This window comes from Marinomonas algae (genome assembly GCF_047525555.1).
Classification (GTDB): Bacteria; Pseudomonadota; Gammaproteobacteria; order Pseudomonadales; family Marinomonadaceae; genus Marinomonas.
Window position 1 is genome coordinate 222,948 of record NZ_JBLIXK010000003.1, and the last position, 17,846, is coordinate 240,793.

At 43.9% G+C, this 17,846-nt stretch carries 17 protein-coding genes; all 17 read left to right on the plus strand.

All coding sequences use genetic code 11. From position 1 onward, the window contains the following. The first annotated feature begins 54 nt into the window (after window positions 1–54). The 17 genes from ACMUMQ_RS07310 (at window position 55) to ACMUMQ_RS07390 (ending at window position 17,629) form a co-directional block, all read left to right on the plus strand. Entirely contained in the window at window positions 55–951 is an 897-nt protein-coding gene (locus ACMUMQ_RS07310; protein WP_414681344.1) for a LysR family transcriptional regulator, read from the plus strand. Between the two features lie 200 nt (window positions 952–1,151). Further along, the gene (gene urtA / locus ACMUMQ_RS07315; protein ID WP_414681345.1) at window positions 1,152–2,435 is read left to right on the plus strand and encodes an urea ABC transporter substrate-binding protein; all 1,284 of its coding nucleotides are present in this window, start codon (window positions 1,152–1,154) and stop codon (window positions 2,433–2,435) included. A gap of 86 nt (window positions 2,436–2,521) precedes the next feature. Beyond that, window positions 2,522–4,129, plus strand: a complete 1,608-nt coding sequence (gene urtB / locus ACMUMQ_RS07320) for an urea ABC transporter permease subunit UrtB (protein ID WP_414681346.1) — start codon at window positions 2,522–2,524, stop codon at window positions 4,127–4,129. Further along, window positions 4,126–5,259, plus strand: a complete 1,134-nt coding sequence (gene urtC / locus ACMUMQ_RS07325; RefSeq protein WP_414681347.1) for an urea ABC transporter permease subunit UrtC — start codon at window positions 4,126–4,128, stop codon at window positions 5,257–5,259. Before urtB ends, urtC begins: the two co-directional genes overlap by 4 nt. Next, window positions 5,256–6,122, plus strand: coding sequence for an urea ABC transporter ATP-binding protein UrtD (urtD, locus tag ACMUMQ_RS07330; RefSeq protein WP_414681348.1), 867 nt, complete (start codon window positions 5,256–5,258; stop codon window positions 6,120–6,122). The genes urtC and urtD overlap by 4 nt, the downstream gene beginning before the upstream one ends. Next, window positions 6,119–6,826 (plus strand): urea ABC transporter ATP-binding subunit UrtE, encoded by a 708-nt coding sequence (gene urtE, locus ACMUMQ_RS07335; RefSeq protein WP_414681349.1) that lies wholly within the window; start codon window positions 6,119–6,121, stop codon window positions 6,824–6,826. The genes urtD and urtE overlap by 4 nt, the downstream gene beginning before the upstream one ends. 2 nt (window positions 6,827–6,828) lie before the next feature. Then, complete coding sequence (locus ACMUMQ_RS07340) at window positions 6,829–7,674, plus strand: urease accessory protein UreD (protein WP_414681350.1); 846 nt, start codon at window positions 6,829–6,831, stop codon at window positions 7,672–7,674. A 22-nt stretch (window positions 7,675–7,696) separates the two neighbouring features. Further along, entirely contained in the window at window positions 7,697–7,999 is a 303-nt protein-coding gene (locus ACMUMQ_RS07345; RefSeq protein WP_067013674.1) for an urease subunit gamma, read from the plus strand. 39 nt (window positions 8,000–8,038) lie between these two features. Beyond that, entirely contained in the window at window positions 8,039–8,362 is a 324-nt protein-coding gene (locus tag ACMUMQ_RS07350; RefSeq protein WP_317005107.1) for an urease subunit beta, read from the plus strand. Beyond that, window positions 8,359–10,071 carry an urease subunit alpha gene (ureC, locus tag ACMUMQ_RS07355; protein WP_414681351.1) on the plus strand — a complete coding sequence of 571 codons (1,713 nt, stop codon included), beginning with the start codon at window positions 8,359–8,361 and terminating at the stop codon, window positions 10,069–10,071. The genes ACMUMQ_RS07350 and ureC overlap by 4 nt, the downstream gene beginning before the upstream one ends. 35 nt (window positions 10,072–10,106) lie before the next feature. Beyond that, window positions 10,107–10,550, plus strand: coding sequence for an urease accessory protein UreE (ureE, locus tag ACMUMQ_RS07360; RefSeq protein ID WP_414681352.1), 444 nt, complete (start codon window positions 10,107–10,109; stop codon window positions 10,548–10,550). Continuing rightward, window positions 10,531–11,208 (plus strand): urease accessory protein UreF, encoded by a 678-nt coding sequence (locus tag ACMUMQ_RS07365; RefSeq protein ID WP_414681353.1) that lies wholly within the window; start codon window positions 10,531–10,533, stop codon window positions 11,206–11,208. Before ureE ends, ACMUMQ_RS07365 begins: the two co-directional genes overlap by 20 nt. A gap of 49 nt (window positions 11,209–11,257) precedes the next feature. Next, the gene (gene ureG, locus ACMUMQ_RS07370) at window positions 11,258–11,905 is read left to right on the plus strand and encodes an urease accessory protein UreG (RefSeq protein ID WP_414681354.1); all 648 of its coding nucleotides are present in this window, start codon (window positions 11,258–11,260) and stop codon (window positions 11,903–11,905) included. Between the two features lie 35 nt (window positions 11,906–11,940). Beyond that, entirely contained in the window at window positions 11,941–12,525 is a 585-nt protein-coding gene (locus ACMUMQ_RS07375; RefSeq protein ID WP_414681355.1) for a HupE/UreJ family protein, read from the plus strand. A 45-nt stretch (window positions 12,526–12,570) separates the two neighbouring features. Then, entirely contained in the window at window positions 12,571–16,014 is a 3,444-nt protein-coding gene (locus ACMUMQ_RS07380) for a hybrid sensor histidine kinase/response regulator (protein WP_414681356.1), read from the plus strand. Between the two features lie 24 nt (window positions 16,015–16,038). Continuing rightward, on the plus strand, window positions 16,039–16,953 hold the full coding sequence (locus ACMUMQ_RS07385; protein ID WP_414681357.1) for a response regulator: 915 nt from the start codon (window positions 16,039–16,041) through the stop codon (window positions 16,951–16,953). A 256-nt stretch (window positions 16,954–17,209) separates the two neighbouring features. Next, window positions 17,210–17,629: a hypothetical protein gene (locus ACMUMQ_RS07390; protein ID WP_414681358.1), complete on the plus strand. Its 420-nt coding sequence runs from the start codon at window positions 17,210–17,212 to the stop codon at window positions 17,627–17,629. Window positions 17,630–17,846 lie beyond the last annotated feature (217 nt).

Sequence of the window (17,846 nt, forward strand, 5' to 3'; positions counted from 1 at the left end):
ACGGATTGTTAGCGCACTGGGTTAATGGGACTTTCCTTTTTACTGAGGCAAAAAATGAATATTAGGTTTGTTGAAGCGTTTGTATGGGTTGCTCGATTAAAAAGTTTTCGTGCGGCTGCGCAAAAACTTAATGTGTCTCAGGCGACGATATCAGGGCGAATTTCTTCAATTGAGGCGGAGTTTGATTGTCGATTGTTTGATCGAGCAAAGCATGATGTTGTGCTGACAAATAAAGGGTATCTGCTGTTAGAAAAAGCGGAACGTTTATTAGACGCTGAACAAGATCTACTAGAATCCTTAAAGCATCATAATAGTATTGTTAGAAATATACGAATTGGTGTAATCGAATCTATTGTTCACACTTGGTTGGGGGAATTTCTAACTCAACTGAAAATTCTTTACCCTAATATTGAGTTTGAATTAACAGCAGAACCAACGATGCATCTGCAAGCTCTTTTTGCCAAAGGGGCTTTGGATATAATTATTCAAACGGCTCCAGTTCTAGATAGTACAGTTGTTAGCTCTGCTTTAAATCCTTTGGAAATCTGTTGGGTTTGTCATAAAGACAGTCACTTGGCTCATAGAGATGCCACATTCGATGATATTGCTGAATCGGAGATCATCACCTTTACTAGAGACTCTCAACCTCATTTGGCTTTGTGCTCTATGTTTGAGAATAAAGGTCTAAAGCCAAAGCAAATACATTGTGTAACGTCTATATCCATTATTAGTCATTTGGTTCAAGGAGGATTAGGTATTGCAACGTTACCTATGGCAGCTATTAAAAACGAATTGGATAATGGTGATTTGGTTGTTCTACAAGGTGTAGAGTCACCGCCGCTTCTTAGCCTTCATGCCAGTTGGGAAAACCTGACGGATGGAAAAATGAAATGCGCTATTGTTGAATTAGCGAAATCCGTTTCTTATGGCTATACCGAAAATATAGCCTAAAAATTGTAATTCTTTCCTTTCTGACCTAGAGGCATACGTCAAATGACGTATGCCTCTAGGTCATTTCGCGCATACCTTTCTTATTGTGATTTCTGAATACTGAATGGACTGATATTGATGTTTCGACGGTACTTAATCCGCTTGGGACTTTCTATCACTACTCAATACAAATTATAAATCACAATAGGACGGCTTCAATTATGAAAATCAAGACTCTTGCTTCTGCGATAGCACTTTCCGGTGCAACCTTGATCGCACTTCCTTCCATGGCGGCTGACACCATTAAAGTAGGTGTATTGCACTCTTTGTCTGGCACCATGGCGATTTCTGAAACGACATTGAAAGACACTGTCTTAATGATGGTGGAAGAGCAAAATAAAAAAGGCGGTTTGCTGGGTAAGAAACTTGAAGCTGTTGTGGTTGACCCTGCATCGAACTGGCCTTTGTTTGCGGAAAAAGGTCGTGAGCTTTTGACGCAAGAAAAAGTAGACGTGATTTTCGGAAGCTGGACATCGGTATCACGTAAATCTGTTTTACCTGTATTGGAAGAATTAAACGGCTTGATGTTCTACCCAGTTCAGTACGAAGGGGAAGAGTCTTCTAAAAATGTTTTCTACACAGGCGCTGCGCCGAATCAACAAGCGATCCCAGCGGTTGATTACTTGATGAATGAATTGGAGGTTGAGCGTTTTGTTCTTGCGGGAACGGATTATGTTTACCCACGTACAACCAACAAAATTCTTGAAGCTTACCTGAAAGCAAAAGGTGTAGCGGCGGAAGACATCATGATCAACTACACGCCTTTTGGTCACTCTGATTGGCAGTCTATTGTTTCTGATGTGAAGAAATTTGGTAGCGAAGGTAAGAAAACAGCTGTTGTATCTACTATTAATGGTGACGCGAACGTACCTTTCTACAAAGAGTTAGGTAACCAAGGTATTTCAGCGGAAGACATTCCGGTTGTTGCCTTCTCTGTGGGTGAAGAAGAGTTGTCTGGTTTAGATACGACGCCTTTAGTTGGTCACTTAGCGGCATGGAACTATTTCCAAAGTGTTGAGAGTGATGAAAACGAAGAATTTATCACGAAGTGGAAAGCCTTCACGAATAATCCAGATCGCGTAACCAATGATCCAATGGAAGCGACTTACATCGGTTTCAAGATGTGGGCGAATGCGGTTACTGAAGCTGGTACGACTGACGTAGATGCTGTTGAACAAGCCATGATTGGCCAAGAAACAGAAAACCTAACTGGTGGCATTGCGGTGATGAACAAAAACCATCACTTGAGCAAACCTGTTCTGATTGGTGAAATCCAAGATGACGGTCAGTTTGAAGTGGTTTGGGAAACCGACGGTGTTGTTCCAGGTGATGCTTGGTCTGACTTCTTACCAGGTTCTAAGGACTTAATATCTGATTGGACTGCGCCAATCAAGTGCGGTAACTACAACACGAAAACCAAAGCGTGTTCTGGTCAGAACTACTAAGTTACTTGCTTCCCAGCAAACATTGGCTCTCTACCTTATAGGGTCTGAGAGCCTTTTTTGTTCCCCCTTTTCTTAATACATGGAGTATGACCTTGAGACATTTAATTGCACTCTGCTGCTGTCTTTTTGGGCTCTTATCCTTTTCAGTACAGGCCGCTGAAGTTAGCCAACAAGAAACTTTGCTTACTGAGCTTACAGATGCAAAATTCAAAGAAATGGCACCGATTCTAGATCAGCTAGCTGAACTTCAAGGTGAAGCGGTATTGCCGCTTTTCTATACCTTATTAGGTGGCGATCTGTACTACATAAAAGCAGATAAGTCTTTGGTCGGTAAATCAGACGAACAGGGCGATACCGTTTATAAAGACGTATTTAGCCAAGTAGTTGTACCTGATTTGAGTACACGGGACGTAAAAAAAATTCGCGTAAATAACACGTTACGCGGCTACTTGCGTAATGCCATTGCGCAGATTCAATTAACAGCAAAGTCGCCAGCTGTACGAGAATCAGCAGTGCGAGAGCTTTTATCTAAGCTGGATTCTGACACGGTTGATTTGATTGAATCTTTGTATGCGAATGAAACGAATAGCAAGGTAAAAGAAGCAATGGGTTTAGCTTTGTCTATGCATACTGCTTCTTCTACAGAATTGGCCGCTTCAAATCGAGTTGCGGCGATCGAGCGTTTGTCTTCAAGTTTAGAAGGCGATGTTCGAAACCTTCTAACTAAGTTAACAAAAGATGAAAGCCCAGCGGTGGTAAAAGCCGCGACGACGGCATTAGATAAAATTGCACAACGAGCAGAGCGTTTTGCATTTATTGATCAGCTCTTTTTCGGTTTGAGCTTAGGATCAGTGCTCTTACTTGCTTCTATTGGTTTGGCGATTACTTTTGGTGTGATGGGCGTAATCAATATGGCTCATGGCGAAATGATCATGTTGGGAGCCTACACGACTTATGTGGTTCAGCTGATTATGCCGAACTACATTGATTATTCTATCTGGGTGGCGATTCCTGCGGCCTTTCTTGTATCCGGTTTAATGGGTGTACTGATTGAACGTCTGGTTATTCGACATTTGCATGGCCGACCATTAGAAACCTTGTTAGCAACGTTTGGTATCAGTTTGATTTTACAGCAGTTGGTGAGAACCATTTTCTCTCCACTGAACCGTCAGGTTTCTACACCAAGCTGGATGAGTGGTTCATGGGAAATTAACCCTGTTTTATCTCTGACTCTGAATCGTTTGTACATCCTAGCCTTTGCTTTGTTGGTATTTATTGCCTTGGTTATCGTCTTGCGCAAAACCTCTTTGGGGCTGAATGTTCGAGCAGTTTCGCAAAACCGAAACATGGCAAAAGCAATGGGCGTGAAAACTCATTGGGTAGACGCGATGACATTTGGCCTTGGGTCGGGCATTGCGGGCATCGCGGGTGTTGCTCTTAGTCAATTAACTAACGTAGGACCAAACTTGGGTCAGGCGTACATCATCGACTCTTTCATGGTGGTGGTGTTTGGTGGTGTTGGTAACTTATTGGGAACATTAGTGGCGGCGTTCTCTTTAGGTATTGCAACCAAGTTCCTAGAGCCAACAACAGGTGCCGTTCTCGCAGCCATTATTGTCTTGGTGTTTATTATTCTCTTTATTCAAAAACGTCCTAAAGGACTCTTTCCACAAAAAGGGAGGGCGGCAGAATGACACGTCTTAAAGAATGGTTTTCCGCAGGGCGCTCAACGGGCAAACATACGCTGCCGTTTGTAGTGATTCTGTTAGTAGTTTCTTTGTTAGCGTCTGCGGCGAATCTGTTTTTACCTGAAGACTCCGCGTTGTACGTGAGTACTTACACCATCACCTTGTTAGGTAAATATCTTTGCTATGCCATGTTGGCATTAGCAGTGGACATTATCTGGGGATATTGTGGCATTTTGAGTTTAGGTCACGGAGCCTTCTTTGCGCTCGGTGGCTACGCAATGGGAATGTATTTAATGCGTCAGATAGGTGACCGTGGTGTTTACGGTGATCCTTTGCTGCCAGACTTCATGGTGTTCTTAGATTGGAAAGAGTTGCCTTGGTTTTGGCTAGGCATGGATCAATTCTGGTTCGCTATGTTGATGGCGGTCGCTGTGCCTGGTTTATTGGCTTTTGTGTTCGGTTGGTTGGCCTTCCGCTCACGAGTGACGGGTGTGTATTTGTCGATTATGACGCAAGCGCTAACTTACGCTTTGTTGTTGGCATTTTTCCGCAATGAAATGGGCTTTGGTGGCAACAACGGATTGACCGATTTTAAAGAGATTATCGGTTTTGACCTGCAAGCGGATTCGACTCGAGTGAGCTTGTTTATGATTACAGCTTTCTTATTGGCAGTACTGTTTGTGGTGAGTCAGCGCATTTTGGCTTCTCGCTTCGGTAAAGTGGTGTTAGCCATTCGCGATGCGGAATCTCGTTCGCGTTTCATTGGTTACCGCACAGACCGCTACAAAGTTTGGTTGTTTGTTTATTCTGCTGTGATCGCTGGTATTGCTGGTGCTTTGTATGTGCCGCAAGTTGGCATTATCAATCCGGGAGAATTCTCGCCAATCAACTCCATCGAGATGGTGATTTGGGTGGCAGTTGGTGGCCGAGGCACTTTGATTGGTGCTGTGATTGGTGCAATTCTAGTGAACTATGCCAAAACACGATTTACCGCTATTTTGCCTGATGCTTGGTTGTTCGCATTGGGAGCCATGTTTGTCTTGGTGACCTTGTATTTGCCAAAAGGATTGATGGGCTTATACGCACAAATGATGGTTAAACGTCGCCCGAAAACAGCACAGGAGTCTGAAGCATGAGTGCAATTGAAAACACAGTTGAGAGCTTTCGTGAAACGTTTCGTCGCGACCAAGTTTGGCCATTTTTAGCGCCAGCTCAAAGTAAGGTAAACGTAGACAATCAGATGATTTTATACGTGGAAGATTTGAACTTGAGCTTTGATGGTTTTAAAGCGCTGAACAATCTTAACCTTTATGTGAATGATGGTGAGTTACGATGTTTGATCGGTGCCAATGGCGCGGGTAAAACCACGCTGATGGATGTTATTACAGGGAAAACTCAATGTGACTCTGGCACGGTTTTCTTTGGTCAGAACCATAATTTGTTGAACAAAGATGAGGCTGCTATCGCTCAGCTTGGAATCGGTCGTAAATTCCAAAAGCCGACTGTGTTTGAAGAACAAACGGTGTTTGATAATTTGGAACTGTCATTAAAAACAGACAAGGGCGTATTGCCGACTTTGTTTTCTCGTTTAACACCGACTCAGATTGATCGCATCGATGAAGTGTTAAAAATTATTGGTCTTGCGAAACACCGTTTTATGTTGGCAGGGGCTTTATCTCATGGTCAAAAACAATGGTTAGAGATAGGTATGTTATTGGCGGCTGACCCTCGTTTGTTATTGATTGATGAGCCTGTTGCTGGAATGACAGCACAAGAAACAGAGCGAACAGCTGAGCTGCTAACCTCTCTTGCTGGTGAGCGAACTGTTATCGTGGTTGAACACGATATGGAATTTGTTCGTAGTATTGCAAGAACCGTAACTGTGTTGCATCAGGGCTCTGTATTGGCAGAAGGCACTATGGATCAAATTCAAAGCAATAAAGATGTGATAGAAGTTTACCTAGGAGAAGAAGCGGTAGAAGAGGGAGCAAGCGCATGATTTCAATTAATAATGTTGACCAACTTTACGGCGGTACACAAATTCTTTGGGGCTTAGATTTAGAGATCGAAGCAGGCTCGATTACCTGCATCATGGGGCGTAATGGTGTAGGGAAAACCACCTTGCTAAAAACGATTATGGGATTGTTACCCATCAAAAGTGGTGCAATTACTATGGAAGGGGCTGAGTTGAATAAGCAAAGTGCAGAGAAGCGCGCTTATTCTGGTATTGGTTATGTGCCTCAAGGGCGAGATATTTTTCCTATGCTGACGGTAGAGGAAAACCTGCGCATTGGTTTGCCTGTCCGTGGTAAGCGAACAGATGACAGCCCAAAGGACATTCCTGAAAAAATCTTTGAATTATTTCCCGTGCTAAAAGACATGTTGCATCGTCGCGGTGGGGATTTATCGGGTGGTCAACAGCAGCAACTGGCGATTGGCCGCGCCTTGGTGTTAGAGCCGAAAGTATTGATTCTTGATGAGCCAAATGAAGGTATTCAGCCGAATATAGTGAAACAAATTGGTGACGTTATTCTTAAGCTCAATGAAGAAGAAGGCCTAACGGTAATTCTTGTTGAGCAAAAACTTGGCTTCGCAAGACGAGTGGGCAAAGAGTTTCGATTAATGGAAAAAGGACGTATTGTTGCATCAGATAAAATGGAAAATTTGAATGATACTTTGATAAAACAATATTTGGCGGTATAGCTTTGACGGTTTCCCAATGGCATGCCTTTCTTACTTTAGGCTTTAGTAAGACAGCACGCGGTACAGTATTAAAAACTTGCGATCATAAAGGGCCTTTGTATGTACAAAAGTCCTTTTATCCTGAAGGCGCTGAGACAGCTCATGTGTATTTATTGCATCCTCCAGGTGGTTTGGTGTCAGGTGATCGTTTAACGATTACTGCGAATTTGGCTGAAAATACTCATGTTCTGATAACCACTCCTGGTGCCGGACGAGTGTATCGAGCTCGTGAGGACAAAACCTTACAGCACCAAATTACTCAATTAAATGTGGGGAAAAATAGCCTGATGGAATGGCTTCCACAGGAAACCATTCTTTATCCTAATGCCCATACCCGACTTGAAAATTGCATCGACCTAGAAGAAAACTCGCAGTTTATTGGTTGGGAAATTACTTGTTTTGGGTTGCCTGCTAACAAAGCGAGTTTTGGAGAAGGGCATGCTGAACAGGGTTTTCAAATTCGACAAAACGGCCGTTTGAAAGTGCGTGAGCGTTTTGTGATAGACAAAGGCTGCCAAGATATTTTTCATGCTAAAGCTGGCTTGGATGGTAACCCAATTAACGGTCTGATGATCGCAGGCCCATTTGACTCAAATGCAAATCATGATGAGTTGATTGATAAACTCCGCACACATTGTACGAATCACGTCTCTTTAAGTGGAGCAAGCTTGGTAGACGAATACATTATGGTGCGAAGTGTGCATGATGATTCTGAGCAAATGAAACAGTTATTTATTCAATGTTGGCGAGACATTCGCCCAGTATTGACGGGAAAAACAGCGTGTGAGCCTAGAATCTGGGCAACTTAATTTCGTTTTTGAAGGTGACAATATGGAATTGCTTCCAAGAGAAAAAGACAAACTATTGGTGTTTACAGCCGCCTTATTGGCTGAACGTCGCTTAAATCGTGGACTTAAGCTCAATTACCCTGAAGCCATGGCGTACATCACCATGGAAATTATCGAAGGTGCTCGTGACGGGAAGACCGTGGCGGAATTAATGAGTTACGGTAAAACCTTGCTCAGTGCAGACCAAGTGATGGATGGCGTGGTGGATTTGATTCACGAAGTACAAGTAGAAGCGACATTTCCAGACGGCACTAAGTTAGTAACAGTCCATAACCCGATCAATTAGTTCCTTTTTTTGATTCCTAAAAAGGGAAGGAGAAACATCATGATTCCAGGTGAAATACAGGTTGCAGAAGGTGATATCGAACTGAACGTAGGCCGCAGAACGCTTAAAGTCCGTGTTGAAAATATGGGTGATCGCCCAGTGCAAATCGGCTCCCATTACCATTTTTATGAGGTAAATCCTGCGCTGACGTTTGATCGTGAGCCCACTAAAGGCTTTCGTTTAAATATCGCATCTGGCACAGCGGTTCGTTTTGAGCCAGGCCAAGGTCGTGAAGTGGAACTGGTGGAATACGCTGGCACGAAAACCATTTATGGCTTCCGTGGTGATGTGATGGGAAAACTTGAGACGGAGGACGCCCAATGAGTACGACGAAAATGGACAGACAGAGTTATGCACAAATGTTTGGCCCAACCACAGGTGACCGAGTACGTTTGGGCGATACAGATCTTTGGATTCAAGTAGAAAAAGACTTCACTACTTATGGTGACGAAGTAAAGTTCGGCGGCGGTAAGGTGATTCGTGATGGTATGGGACAAAGCCAAGTTACCAATGATATCGCCGTAGATTTGGTGATTACCAATGCCTTGGTTTTAGATCATTGGGGCATTGTGAAAGGTGATGTGGGTGTCAAAAACGGCCGCATCACAAAAGTCGGCAAAGCGGGTAACCCTGATGTGCAAGACAACGTTGATATCGTTGTGGGCCCTGGAACGGAAGTCATTGCCGGTGAAGGTTCGATTCTCACCGCGGGTGGCATAGATGCGCACATTCACTTTATTTGCCCTCAGCAAGTAGAAGAAGCGTTAACCTCGGGTGTTACGACAATGATTGGTGGCGGAACAGGGCCAGCGACGGGTACCAAAGCCACTACTTGTACACCGGGACCTTGGTATCTTGGCAAAATGCTCCAAGCTACAGACAATATGCCAATGAACCTCGGTTTTCTTGGTAAAGGTAACGCTAGCTTGCCCGAAGCATTAGAAGAACAGTTAGAAGCCGGCGCTTGTGGTCTAAAACTGCATGAAGATTGGGGCACCACGCCAGCCAGCATTGATTGCTGTCTGTCTGTTGCGGAAGCTTATGATGTGCAAGTGGCGATACATACAGACACCTTGAATGAATCTGGCTTTGTTGACAGCACATTGTCAGCATTTAAAGACCGTGTGATCCACACTTATCACACAGAAGGCGCGGGTGGTGGCCACGCACCAGATATTATTCGCGCTGCAGGCTTTCCTAATGTTTTGCCTTCTTCTACCAATCCAACGCGACCTTACACTCACAACACAGTAGATGAGCATTTAGATATGCTCATGGTATGTCATCACCTTGATAGCAATATTGCGGAAGATGTGGCGTTTGCCGATTCTCGTATTCGCAAGGAAACCATTGCTGCGGAAGATATTTTTCATGACCGTGGTGCGTTTTCGATGATTTCGTCTGACTCTCAAGCTATGGGGCGAGTGGGTGAAGTGGTGACGCGTACTTGGCAAACAGCTCACAAAATGAAACAACAGTTTGGCTTATTACCAGAAGATAAAGAGCTGGGCGCAGACAATTTTAGAGCGAAACGTTACATAGCCAAATATACGATTAACCCAGCGATCACTCATGGTATTAGCCACGAAGTGGGCTCGATTGAACCAGGTAAACTGGCGGATTTGATCTTATGGAAACCGGCCTTTTTTGCGGTGAAGCCTTCCGTGATTATCAAAGGTGGCATGATTGCGAGCGCGCCAATGGGTGATCCAAATGCGTCCATTCCTACGCCGCAGCCCGTGCATTATCGACCTATGTTTGGTGCCATGGGGAAAGCCGCCGCGGCAACCTCTGTGACTTTCGTTTCTAAGGCCGCATTGAATAATGGCTTGCAAGAAAGTCTTGGGTTAGAGCGCACTTTGGTGGAGTGCAAAAACACTCGTAACTTATCGAAAAAAGACATGATCCATAATGCGTGGATGCCAGATATTACAGTGGACCCACAAACATACGAAGTACGTGCGGATGGCGAGCTATTAACCTGTGAGCCTGCGGAAACTTTACCGCTTGCTCAGCTTTATACTCTTTTTTAGAAAGGCCTTTTACTAAGGTTTTTTTGGAGCTTGAAATGCTAGATATATACGAACGATTAGGCACCCATTGCCATGATGAAGTTTATACGACCGTGACCTTAACGCACGAACAACGAGATCGTGGTCGCCTTAAGTTAGTGGGTGAAAACAAGGAAGAAGTGCGAGTGTTTTTGGAGCGCGGGAAGCCTCTTTTAGTTGGGGAGTTTCTAAGGTCTGAATGCGGCAAAATCGTTCAGATTAAAGGTGCAGTTGAAGCGGTGGCCCACGCCAGTTGTGATGATTGGTTAGCATTTTCCAAAGCCTGTTATCACTTAGGAAATCGTCACACCAAAATTCAAGTTGGTGAGCGTTGGTTACGTATTAAGCCTGACCACGTTTTAGAAGATATGCTGCACTTGTTAGGCTTGGTAGTTACCCACGAAGAAGCGGTGTTTATTCCTGAATCTGGAGCCTACAGTCATGGCCATAGTCACCACTGACGCCAGCATATTACGTCTTTTACAGCTAAGCAGTGTGAGCTTGCCTGTGGGCGGTTATGCGTTTTCACAAGGCATGGAATATGCCATTGATAGAGGTTGGGTGAAGCGTAAAGCCGATGTTTTAGATTGGGTCGGTTTGCAGATGCAACAATCTGTGGCTCGGGTCGATTTGCCTGTCTTGCGCCTTTGTATGCTGGCAGCAGAACAACAAGACTCAGTACGATTAAAAGAGCTGAATGATCTCGTTTTGGCTTGTCGAGAAACTAAAGAGTTGCGCTTGAATGATACGGCAATGGGTGAAGCCCTGTTTCGACTGATGGGCAGTTTGGACATAAAGACGCCTTTTGAGCGTGGCGAGGTGATGAGTTTTGTTCCTCTATTTGCGATTGCGGCAGCTCATTGGACATTAAAATTCGATGTCGCGGCATTGGGGTTTTCTTGGTCTTGGTTAGAAAACCAAATTGCAGCGGCGACAAAACTCGTGCCTTTAGGACAGACTCAAGCACAAGAATTATTAGGGGAATTACAGGGTGATATTCACCAAGCGATTTCCCTGTCATTGACCATTGAAGAAGATCGTATTGGTGCTGGGTTACCCATGATTGCCATTGCCAGCGCCCAGCATGAAACACAGTATTCAAGGCTGTTTCGCTCATAAAGATAACAGCAGATTAATTTAGAGTAACAATACATGAGAGTAAGACAGTATGAGTAAACCAAAACAAACTTTACGCGTTGGAGTGGGCGGCCCTGTTGGTTCAGGCAAAACAGCTTTATTACGCTCTTTATGTTCTGCCCTACGCGAGCATTACAATATTGCGGTTGTGACAAATGACATTTACACCCAAGAAGATGCAAAGTTCCTAACAGAGCATCAGGCTCTGGATGCAGACCGTATTCTCGGTGTTGAAACGGGTGGTTGCCCTCACACAGCCATTCGTGAAGATGCGTCGATGAATTTGGCGGCGATTGACCAATTATTAGCGCGTCACGGTGAACTGGATGTGGTGTTTGTTGAATCCGGTGGTGATAACTTGAGTGCGACTTTTAGCCCTGAATTATCGGACTTAACCATTTACGTTATTGATGTATCGGCAGGGGATAAAATTCCTCGTAAAGGTGGACCAGGTATTACTAAGTCGGACTTATTGATCATTAATAAAACCGATTTGGCACCTTTGGTAGGCGCTTCATTGGATGTCATGGATCGTGATGCAAAAATGATGCGTGGCGATCGTCCTTTTGTTTTTTCTAACCTGAAACAAGCGCAAGGTCTGGATGACATTATCCAGTTTATTGTGGCTGAAGGCATGCTAGAAGCAAAAGAGTTACCGCCTGCAAAAGCAGTCGTTTAAAGATTATTTAAGAAAAGAATGATTAGGAGAAAACGATGGTTTCATTGATGTATAAAGGCATGACAGCAGCGGCACTTCTATTGGTTTCTAGCATGACGTTTGCGCATCCTGGGCACGAACATACTTCTAGTTTCATGAGTGGTTTGTCTCATCCTTTGGGTGGCTTAGATCATCTTTTGGCGATGCTGGCGATTGGTTTGTGGGCATCCAGTATGAAAGGTCGTGCTTTGTGGGCTGTACCGACGGCGTTTGTGCTGACTATGTTGGCTGGCGGTGGCTTAGCGCTTGCAGGTTTGAATCTGCCTTTTGTTGAGCAAGGCATTCTGCTTTCTGTGATTGTTTTAGGCACCTTGGTGTTCGCTGCTAAGCGTTTGCCATTTATCGCTTGTGTGGCGGTTGCGGGTAGCTTTGCCTTGTTCCACGGTGCAGCTCATGGAGTAGAAATGCCGGTTGATGCCAACAGTGCTCACTATGCGTTGGGCTTTGTCGTTGCAACAACGGGATTGCATGCTCTTGGGCTTGGTTTAGGACAACTGATGACACGCTTTGCGTCACCTATGATGCTTCGTGTTAGTGGTTCTATGATTGCGGCGACAGGTTTGCTATTGAGTGTTGCGTAATTTTCGTCTTCACTTTGGTGTTTTCATTTTTAATCGTGAGTAAATATGCCCGCTGCGCAGAAAATCTTTAAAGTGCGACGCCACTACAATAAGTGGGTTGCTGACCAAACTATGGAAGATTACGCATTGCGTTACACTTCCAAGCAAGGTCACACCATGAGTATTGAGCGGGTCGGGCATACTGCGCTTGGCGCCGCCGCCTTCTTGGCGTTAGAAGGTTTGGCGGCGGTTATCACCTTAGGCTACGGTTTTACCAATGCGGTCGCCGCCATTCTTATTGTGTTGGCGGTGTTTTTCGTTACTGGTTTCCCGATTGCTTATTATTCGGCGAAACATGGGTTAGACATTGATTTGCTAACTCGTGGCGCGGGTTTTGGTTATCTTGGTTCAACCATTACGTCGCTTATTTACGCCACTTTCACCTTTATCTTTTTTGCCATAGAGGCGGCCATATTGGCGTCTGCTATGGAAGTGCTACTCGGTATTCCTTTGCAGATTGGTTATGCGCTTTCTGCTTTGTTTGTGATTCCAATCGTGACGCACGGAATTCGAGCCATTAGTCGCTTTCAAAATGGTACACAATGGATTTGGTTCGTTCTTCAGTTTGCCGCAGTGGGCGTTGTTCTTTCTCAGGTTGTGCAGGAATACCAGCAATTTGAAGGCTGGACGGAATACACTCCTGAACATTTATCCGCCAACATTGGATTTGATTGGATTTTGTTTGGTTCCGCCGCTTCTGTGTTATTCGCTCTGATGGCGCAAATTGGCGAACAGGTTGATTACCTGCGCTTCTTCCCTAAAAAGACGAAGAAAAATCGGACACGCTGGTGGTTTTGGCTCATTTTAGCGGGTCCTGGTTGGGTGTTTATTGGCGCAATTAAAATGCTGTTAGGGTCGTTTTTGGCTTATTTAGCCATTTCGGACGGTGCAACAGCGATACAGGCGACAGATCCAACCTATTTGTATCAGCGCGTTTTTTATTTTCTAACCAACTCTCCGACAAGTGCATTGATATTGGCCGCGGTTTTTGTGTTTGTCTGTCAGATGAAAATTAATCTGACCAATGCGTATGCGGGCTCGATTGCTTGGTCCAATTTCTTCTCTCGTTTAACTCACTCTCATCCAGGTCGAGTAGTGTGGTTAGTTTTTAATGTGATCATTGCTTTGTTACTGATGGAGCTCGGTATTTATCAAGCGCTTGGAGCCATATTGAGCGTGTTTGCCATTAGTGCCGTGAGCTGGTTGGGCAGCTTGTCAGCGGATTTACTTATCAATAAGCCTTTGGGGTTGAGCCCAAATTATGTGGAATTCAAACGAGCGCATCTTTATGACATCAACCCTGTTGGTACGGGTTCTATGTTGATTGCGACTGTATTGGGTTTGGTGAGCTATTTGGGCGTCTTTGGTGAAGTGGCAAAAAGCTTATGTCACTTTATTTCCCTTGGTAGCTGTTTTGTATTTGTTCCTTTAATTGCTTGGCTTACCAAGGGGAAATATTATCTAGCGCGTCAAAGCCCAGAACTGGTTCCTATGGTGGAGTTGGCTGAGAAAACCAAGATTAATTATGTGACGCTGACGTGTGGGGTTTGTGAAAACGATTTTGAAACAGAAGACATGAGTTTTTGCCCAGCTTATATGCTGCCGATATGTTCTTTGTGTTGCTCCTTGGATGTGCGTTGTTTAGACAGTTGCAAGCCACAAGCCAGTATCAGCCAGCAAAGTGATTACTTTTTTAAGCTGTTTCTGCCTAGAGATTTGGTTAAAGCATTAAAGTCGCGGTTCGGCCGATTCTTGTCTTTGTTGACGGGGATTAACATCATTAATGCGGCTTTAATGATGTTAATTTACCGACAAATGGCACCTAGTACAGTCGAAGGCGAGGCGTTATTGCAAGATACTATGTTTGCCCTGTTCTTCACCTTGTTGATTGTTTCTGGAGTCTTGTCTTGGTTGTTCTTACTTGCCCATGAAAGTCGAGTGGTCGCTCAGAAAGAGTCGAATCGTCAAACTCGTAAGTTGATTCGTGAGATTGATGCTCACCAAGAAACAGACAAAGCCTTGCAGGATGCGAAGGAGCAAGCTGAAAAAGCAAACGAAGCCAAAAGCCGTTACCTTACAGGAATCAGTCACGAATTACGCACTCCGTTACAGTCGATTATTGGCTATGCTCAGTTGCTACTGAAAAAGGAAAATACGCCTTCAGGTCACCAAAATGGATTGGATATTATTCAACGCAGTGGCTTGTATTTGGCAAACTTAATTGAAGGCTTGCTGGATATTTCAAAAATTGAAGCGGGTCGTTTTGATCTGTATCGCAATACGGTCGATTTGCCAAAACTGATAGACCAATTAAACAGTATGTTTGCGATGCAAGCTCAGGCAAAAGGCATTGAGTTTAAGTCGAAGATCATTGCACCTTTGCCTCAATATGTGGTGACGGATGAAAAGCGACTTCGTCAAATATTGATTAACTTGTTGTCAAATGCGGTGAAATACACACCAAAAGGCACAGTTTTGTTTGAAGTGAATTATCGTAATCAGGTGGCCGATTTTGTTATCCGCGATACTGGACTAGGAATAAAGCAAGAACATTTACAGCGTATTTTTGATCCGTTTGAGCGAGTGCGTGACATTAGTACAGGGAATTTACCCGGTACTGGGTTAGGCCTGACGATAGTGAAATTGCTTACTGAAATCATGGGTGGTGATTTAAAAGCACAGTCTGTGGTTGGCCAAGGTAGCGAGTTTCGAGTGAGTCTAATGTTGCCTTGGGTGAGCCAAGGTGAATCTTTTGCATCGGAAAATAAGCGCATTGTGAGCTATCGAGGTTATCAACGTACTTTAATGGTGGTGGATGATGATCCTGTTGTTCGTGGTCTTTTGTCGGATATTTTAGTGCCTCTTGGCTTTAATGTATTGGAAGCGAATGACGCTCAAATGTGCTTGGAAGAACTAGAATCTTGTACACCTGATTTGTTTGTTTTAGACGTTTCCATGCCAGGAATGGACGGATTGGCGCTGGCGAAGAAACTGCGTGATCAAGGTGTTTCTGTACCTATTGTGATGCTGTCTGCTGATGCACAAGAGAACCAGCGTGAGCCAGATGAACAAGCTGCGTTTGATCGATATTTAGTGAAACCTATTAGTAACAGCATGCTCCTTGAAACCATTCAATATTTGTTGAGTCTTGAATGGGATTATCAGGAGATAGATTCGATCGCTTTCTCTGAAGAACCTATTTTGAGCACGGAAAGCAGTTTTCAAGATGACGAGAAAACTTCGATTGTGGCGAAAATTCCTGATCATGAAAGTGTTCGAGAACTTATGGCTTTTGCGGAAATGGGATACAAAAAAGGGGTTCGAGGTGTGCTTGATCAAATGGATAAATCGGACGTGATTGCATTGGCACATAAGCAACAATTGGAAAGTTTGTACAAAAGCTTTCAGTTCGACGGCATTGTCCAATATTTAAAACAACATTCTTTATGATGTGCTTTTTAAACCGGAAGTCTAATGATGAAACCCAACAGTAAGAGTGACATTGTATTAGTGGTTGATGACTCGCCAGATGCGCTGAGCCTGATTCACGATACTTTGGAAACAGCTAATATGGATGTTCTCGTTGCATTAGAAGGAAGGCAAGCCTTAACCATTGCGAAACGTATTCGCCCAGACATTATTTTGCTCGACGCCATTATGCCGAATATGGACGGTTTCGAGACTTGTCGAGAACTTAAAGCGGATCCTAGTTTGGCGTCTATTCCTGTTATTTTTATGACAGGCTTGAGTGAGACGGATGACATTGTCCGAGGGTTAGAAGCCGGTGGCGTGGATTATCTAACCAAGCCTATTCAACCTAATGAATTGATTGCGCGGATGCGAGTACATTTATCGAATGCAAGATTAAGCAACAATGCACAATCGGCGCTCGACAGTATGGGGCAGCATTTGATGACAACCACTCATGCAGGTGTGATTGCTTGGGCGACGCCTCAGACTTATGCCTTGCTCGCCAAGGCGCGAGTAAGTGATGATTGGCAGCAAAGCGAAATGGCGTTACAAATTCGTTTATGGCTAGCCCATGAACCAGCTGTTGGTAATGTATTGAAGCTAACCGGATTAGACTATCCCTTAGCGCTGAAAATGATGGGGCTGACAGAGCAGAAAGAAGTGCTCTTGAAGTTAGAAGATGGTAATAAACCCACGGGACCGACCTTGTTGAAGCTTGAGCTTGGACTGACGGATCGGGAATCAGAAGTTTTGCATTGGATTGCAAACGGTAAAACCAATCGGGAAGTGGCTGAGATTCTTGAAATGAGCCCACGTACTGTGAATAAGCATTTAGAGCAAATCTTTCCAAAGTTAGGCGTTGAAAATCGAACATCAGCGGCGGGAGTGGCGTTACGCGTCTTGGCAACCGATCATTAATATTTCAGCTTGCTTTGATATAACTAAATAAATATATGACATATTCTTCCTTTTTAGTATCAATTTGTTCACAAACTCTTGAACAAGATAAGAATGTTCATATGGACTGTGGCTAATTGTTTCGATCTTCTTTTATTTTTACCATGAAACCTTTCTTGAGGTGATTGATAGAGGTTTTAAGAAGCAATTTGCATGCTTTTGATTCTTCTATAGTTGTTACCTCTCAAATTGCATATTTAAAAGAAAGGCTTTATTCATGAAAAATGATGTCGCGGTACCACGAGAGAAGCTAGAGTGGAGTTTGTTAGGGTTACGTCTAGGGGTATTTATTGTCTTGTTAATGTGGACACTGGATAAATTCGTTAACCCTGAACACGCAGCCATTGTGTTTAAAGTTTTTTACTCTATTCCAGAGTTAAGCTCAGGCGTTTCTTATTTACTGGGCGGCTTGCAGTTGGCTCTTATACTGAGCTTTTTGATTGGTTTCCAAAAGCGCTGGGTCACACTGGTCATTTTGATCATGCACTTGAGTTCGACCTTGGTGTCATTCGGTCGCTATATGGATCCTTGGGGACCGTCAAACCTTCTGTTCTTCGCAGCGTGGCCAATGTTAGCTGCGATCGTGATGCTGTATTTGCTCCGTGAATTTGACAATAAGTTCTCAATCTCAAAGTAAATCAAGCTCTCTATCCTCTTTTGTTTCTACTGAAATAGCGCCTAAGTTAGGCGCTATTTTTTTATTTATAGTCCTAATTGATCTTTCACTATTTCTCCTAACGACGGCAAAATATTACCAAACGACATCAAAAAACTGATCCCGTTTACTTTTCGTTACGTATTTTGTTTAGTATTGGCCTAAATATTATTAAAGCTTTCAAAAAGGCTTTGTATTG

Excerpts from the sequence above, each read along its gene's own strand:
- urtB (WP_414681346.1), top strand. The coding sequence starts at position 2,522 with ATGACCTTGAGACATTTAATTGCACTCTGCTGCTGTCTTTTTGGGCTC.
- ACMUMQ_RS07365 (WP_414681353.1), top strand. The coding sequence starts at position 10,531 with ATGGCCATAGTCACCACTGACGCCAGCATATTACGTCTTTTACAGCTA.
- ACMUMQ_RS07380 (WP_414681356.1), top strand. The coding sequence starts at position 12,571 with ATGCCCGCTGCGCAGAAAATCTTTAAAGTGCGACGCCACTACAATAAG.
- ACMUMQ_RS07390 (WP_414681358.1), top strand. The coding sequence starts at position 17,210 with ATGAAAAATGATGTCGCGGTACCACGAGAGAAGCTAGAGTGGAGTTTG.
- urtD (WP_414681348.1), top strand. The coding sequence starts at position 5,256 with ATGAGTGCAATTGAAAACACAGTTGAGAGCTTTCGTGAAACGTTTCGT.
- urtC (WP_414681347.1), top strand. The coding sequence starts at position 4,126 with ATGACACGTCTTAAAGAATGGTTTTCCGCAGGGCGCTCAACGGGCAAA.
- ACMUMQ_RS07310 (WP_414681344.1), top strand. The coding sequence starts at position 55 with ATGAATATTAGGTTTGTTGAAGCGTTTGTATGGGTTGCTCGATTAAAA.
- ureC (WP_414681351.1), top strand. The coding sequence starts at position 8,359 with ATGAGTACGACGAAAATGGACAGACAGAGTTATGCACAAATGTTTGGC.
- ureE (WP_414681352.1), top strand. The coding sequence starts at position 10,107 with ATGCTAGATATATACGAACGATTAGGCACCCATTGCCATGATGAAGTT.
- ACMUMQ_RS07375 (WP_414681355.1), top strand. The coding sequence starts at position 11,941 with ATGGTTTCATTGATGTATAAAGGCATGACAGCAGCGGCACTTCTATTG.
- ACMUMQ_RS07350 (WP_317005107.1), top strand. The coding sequence starts at position 8,039 with ATGATTCCAGGTGAAATACAGGTTGCAGAAGGTGATATCGAACTGAAC.
- urtA (WP_414681345.1), top strand. The coding sequence starts at position 1,152 with ATGAAAATCAAGACTCTTGCTTCTGCGATAGCACTTTCCGGTGCAACC.
- ACMUMQ_RS07385 (WP_414681357.1), top strand. The coding sequence starts at position 16,039 with ATGATGAAACCCAACAGTAAGAGTGACATTGTATTAGTGGTTGATGAC.
- ureG (WP_414681354.1), top strand. The coding sequence starts at position 11,258 with ATGAGTAAACCAAAACAAACTTTACGCGTTGGAGTGGGCGGCCCTGTT.
- ACMUMQ_RS07345 (WP_067013674.1), top strand. The coding sequence starts at position 7,697 with ATGGAATTGCTTCCAAGAGAAAAAGACAAACTATTGGTGTTTACAGCC.
- urtE (WP_414681349.1), top strand. The coding sequence starts at position 6,119 with ATGATTTCAATTAATAATGTTGACCAACTTTACGGCGGTACACAAATT.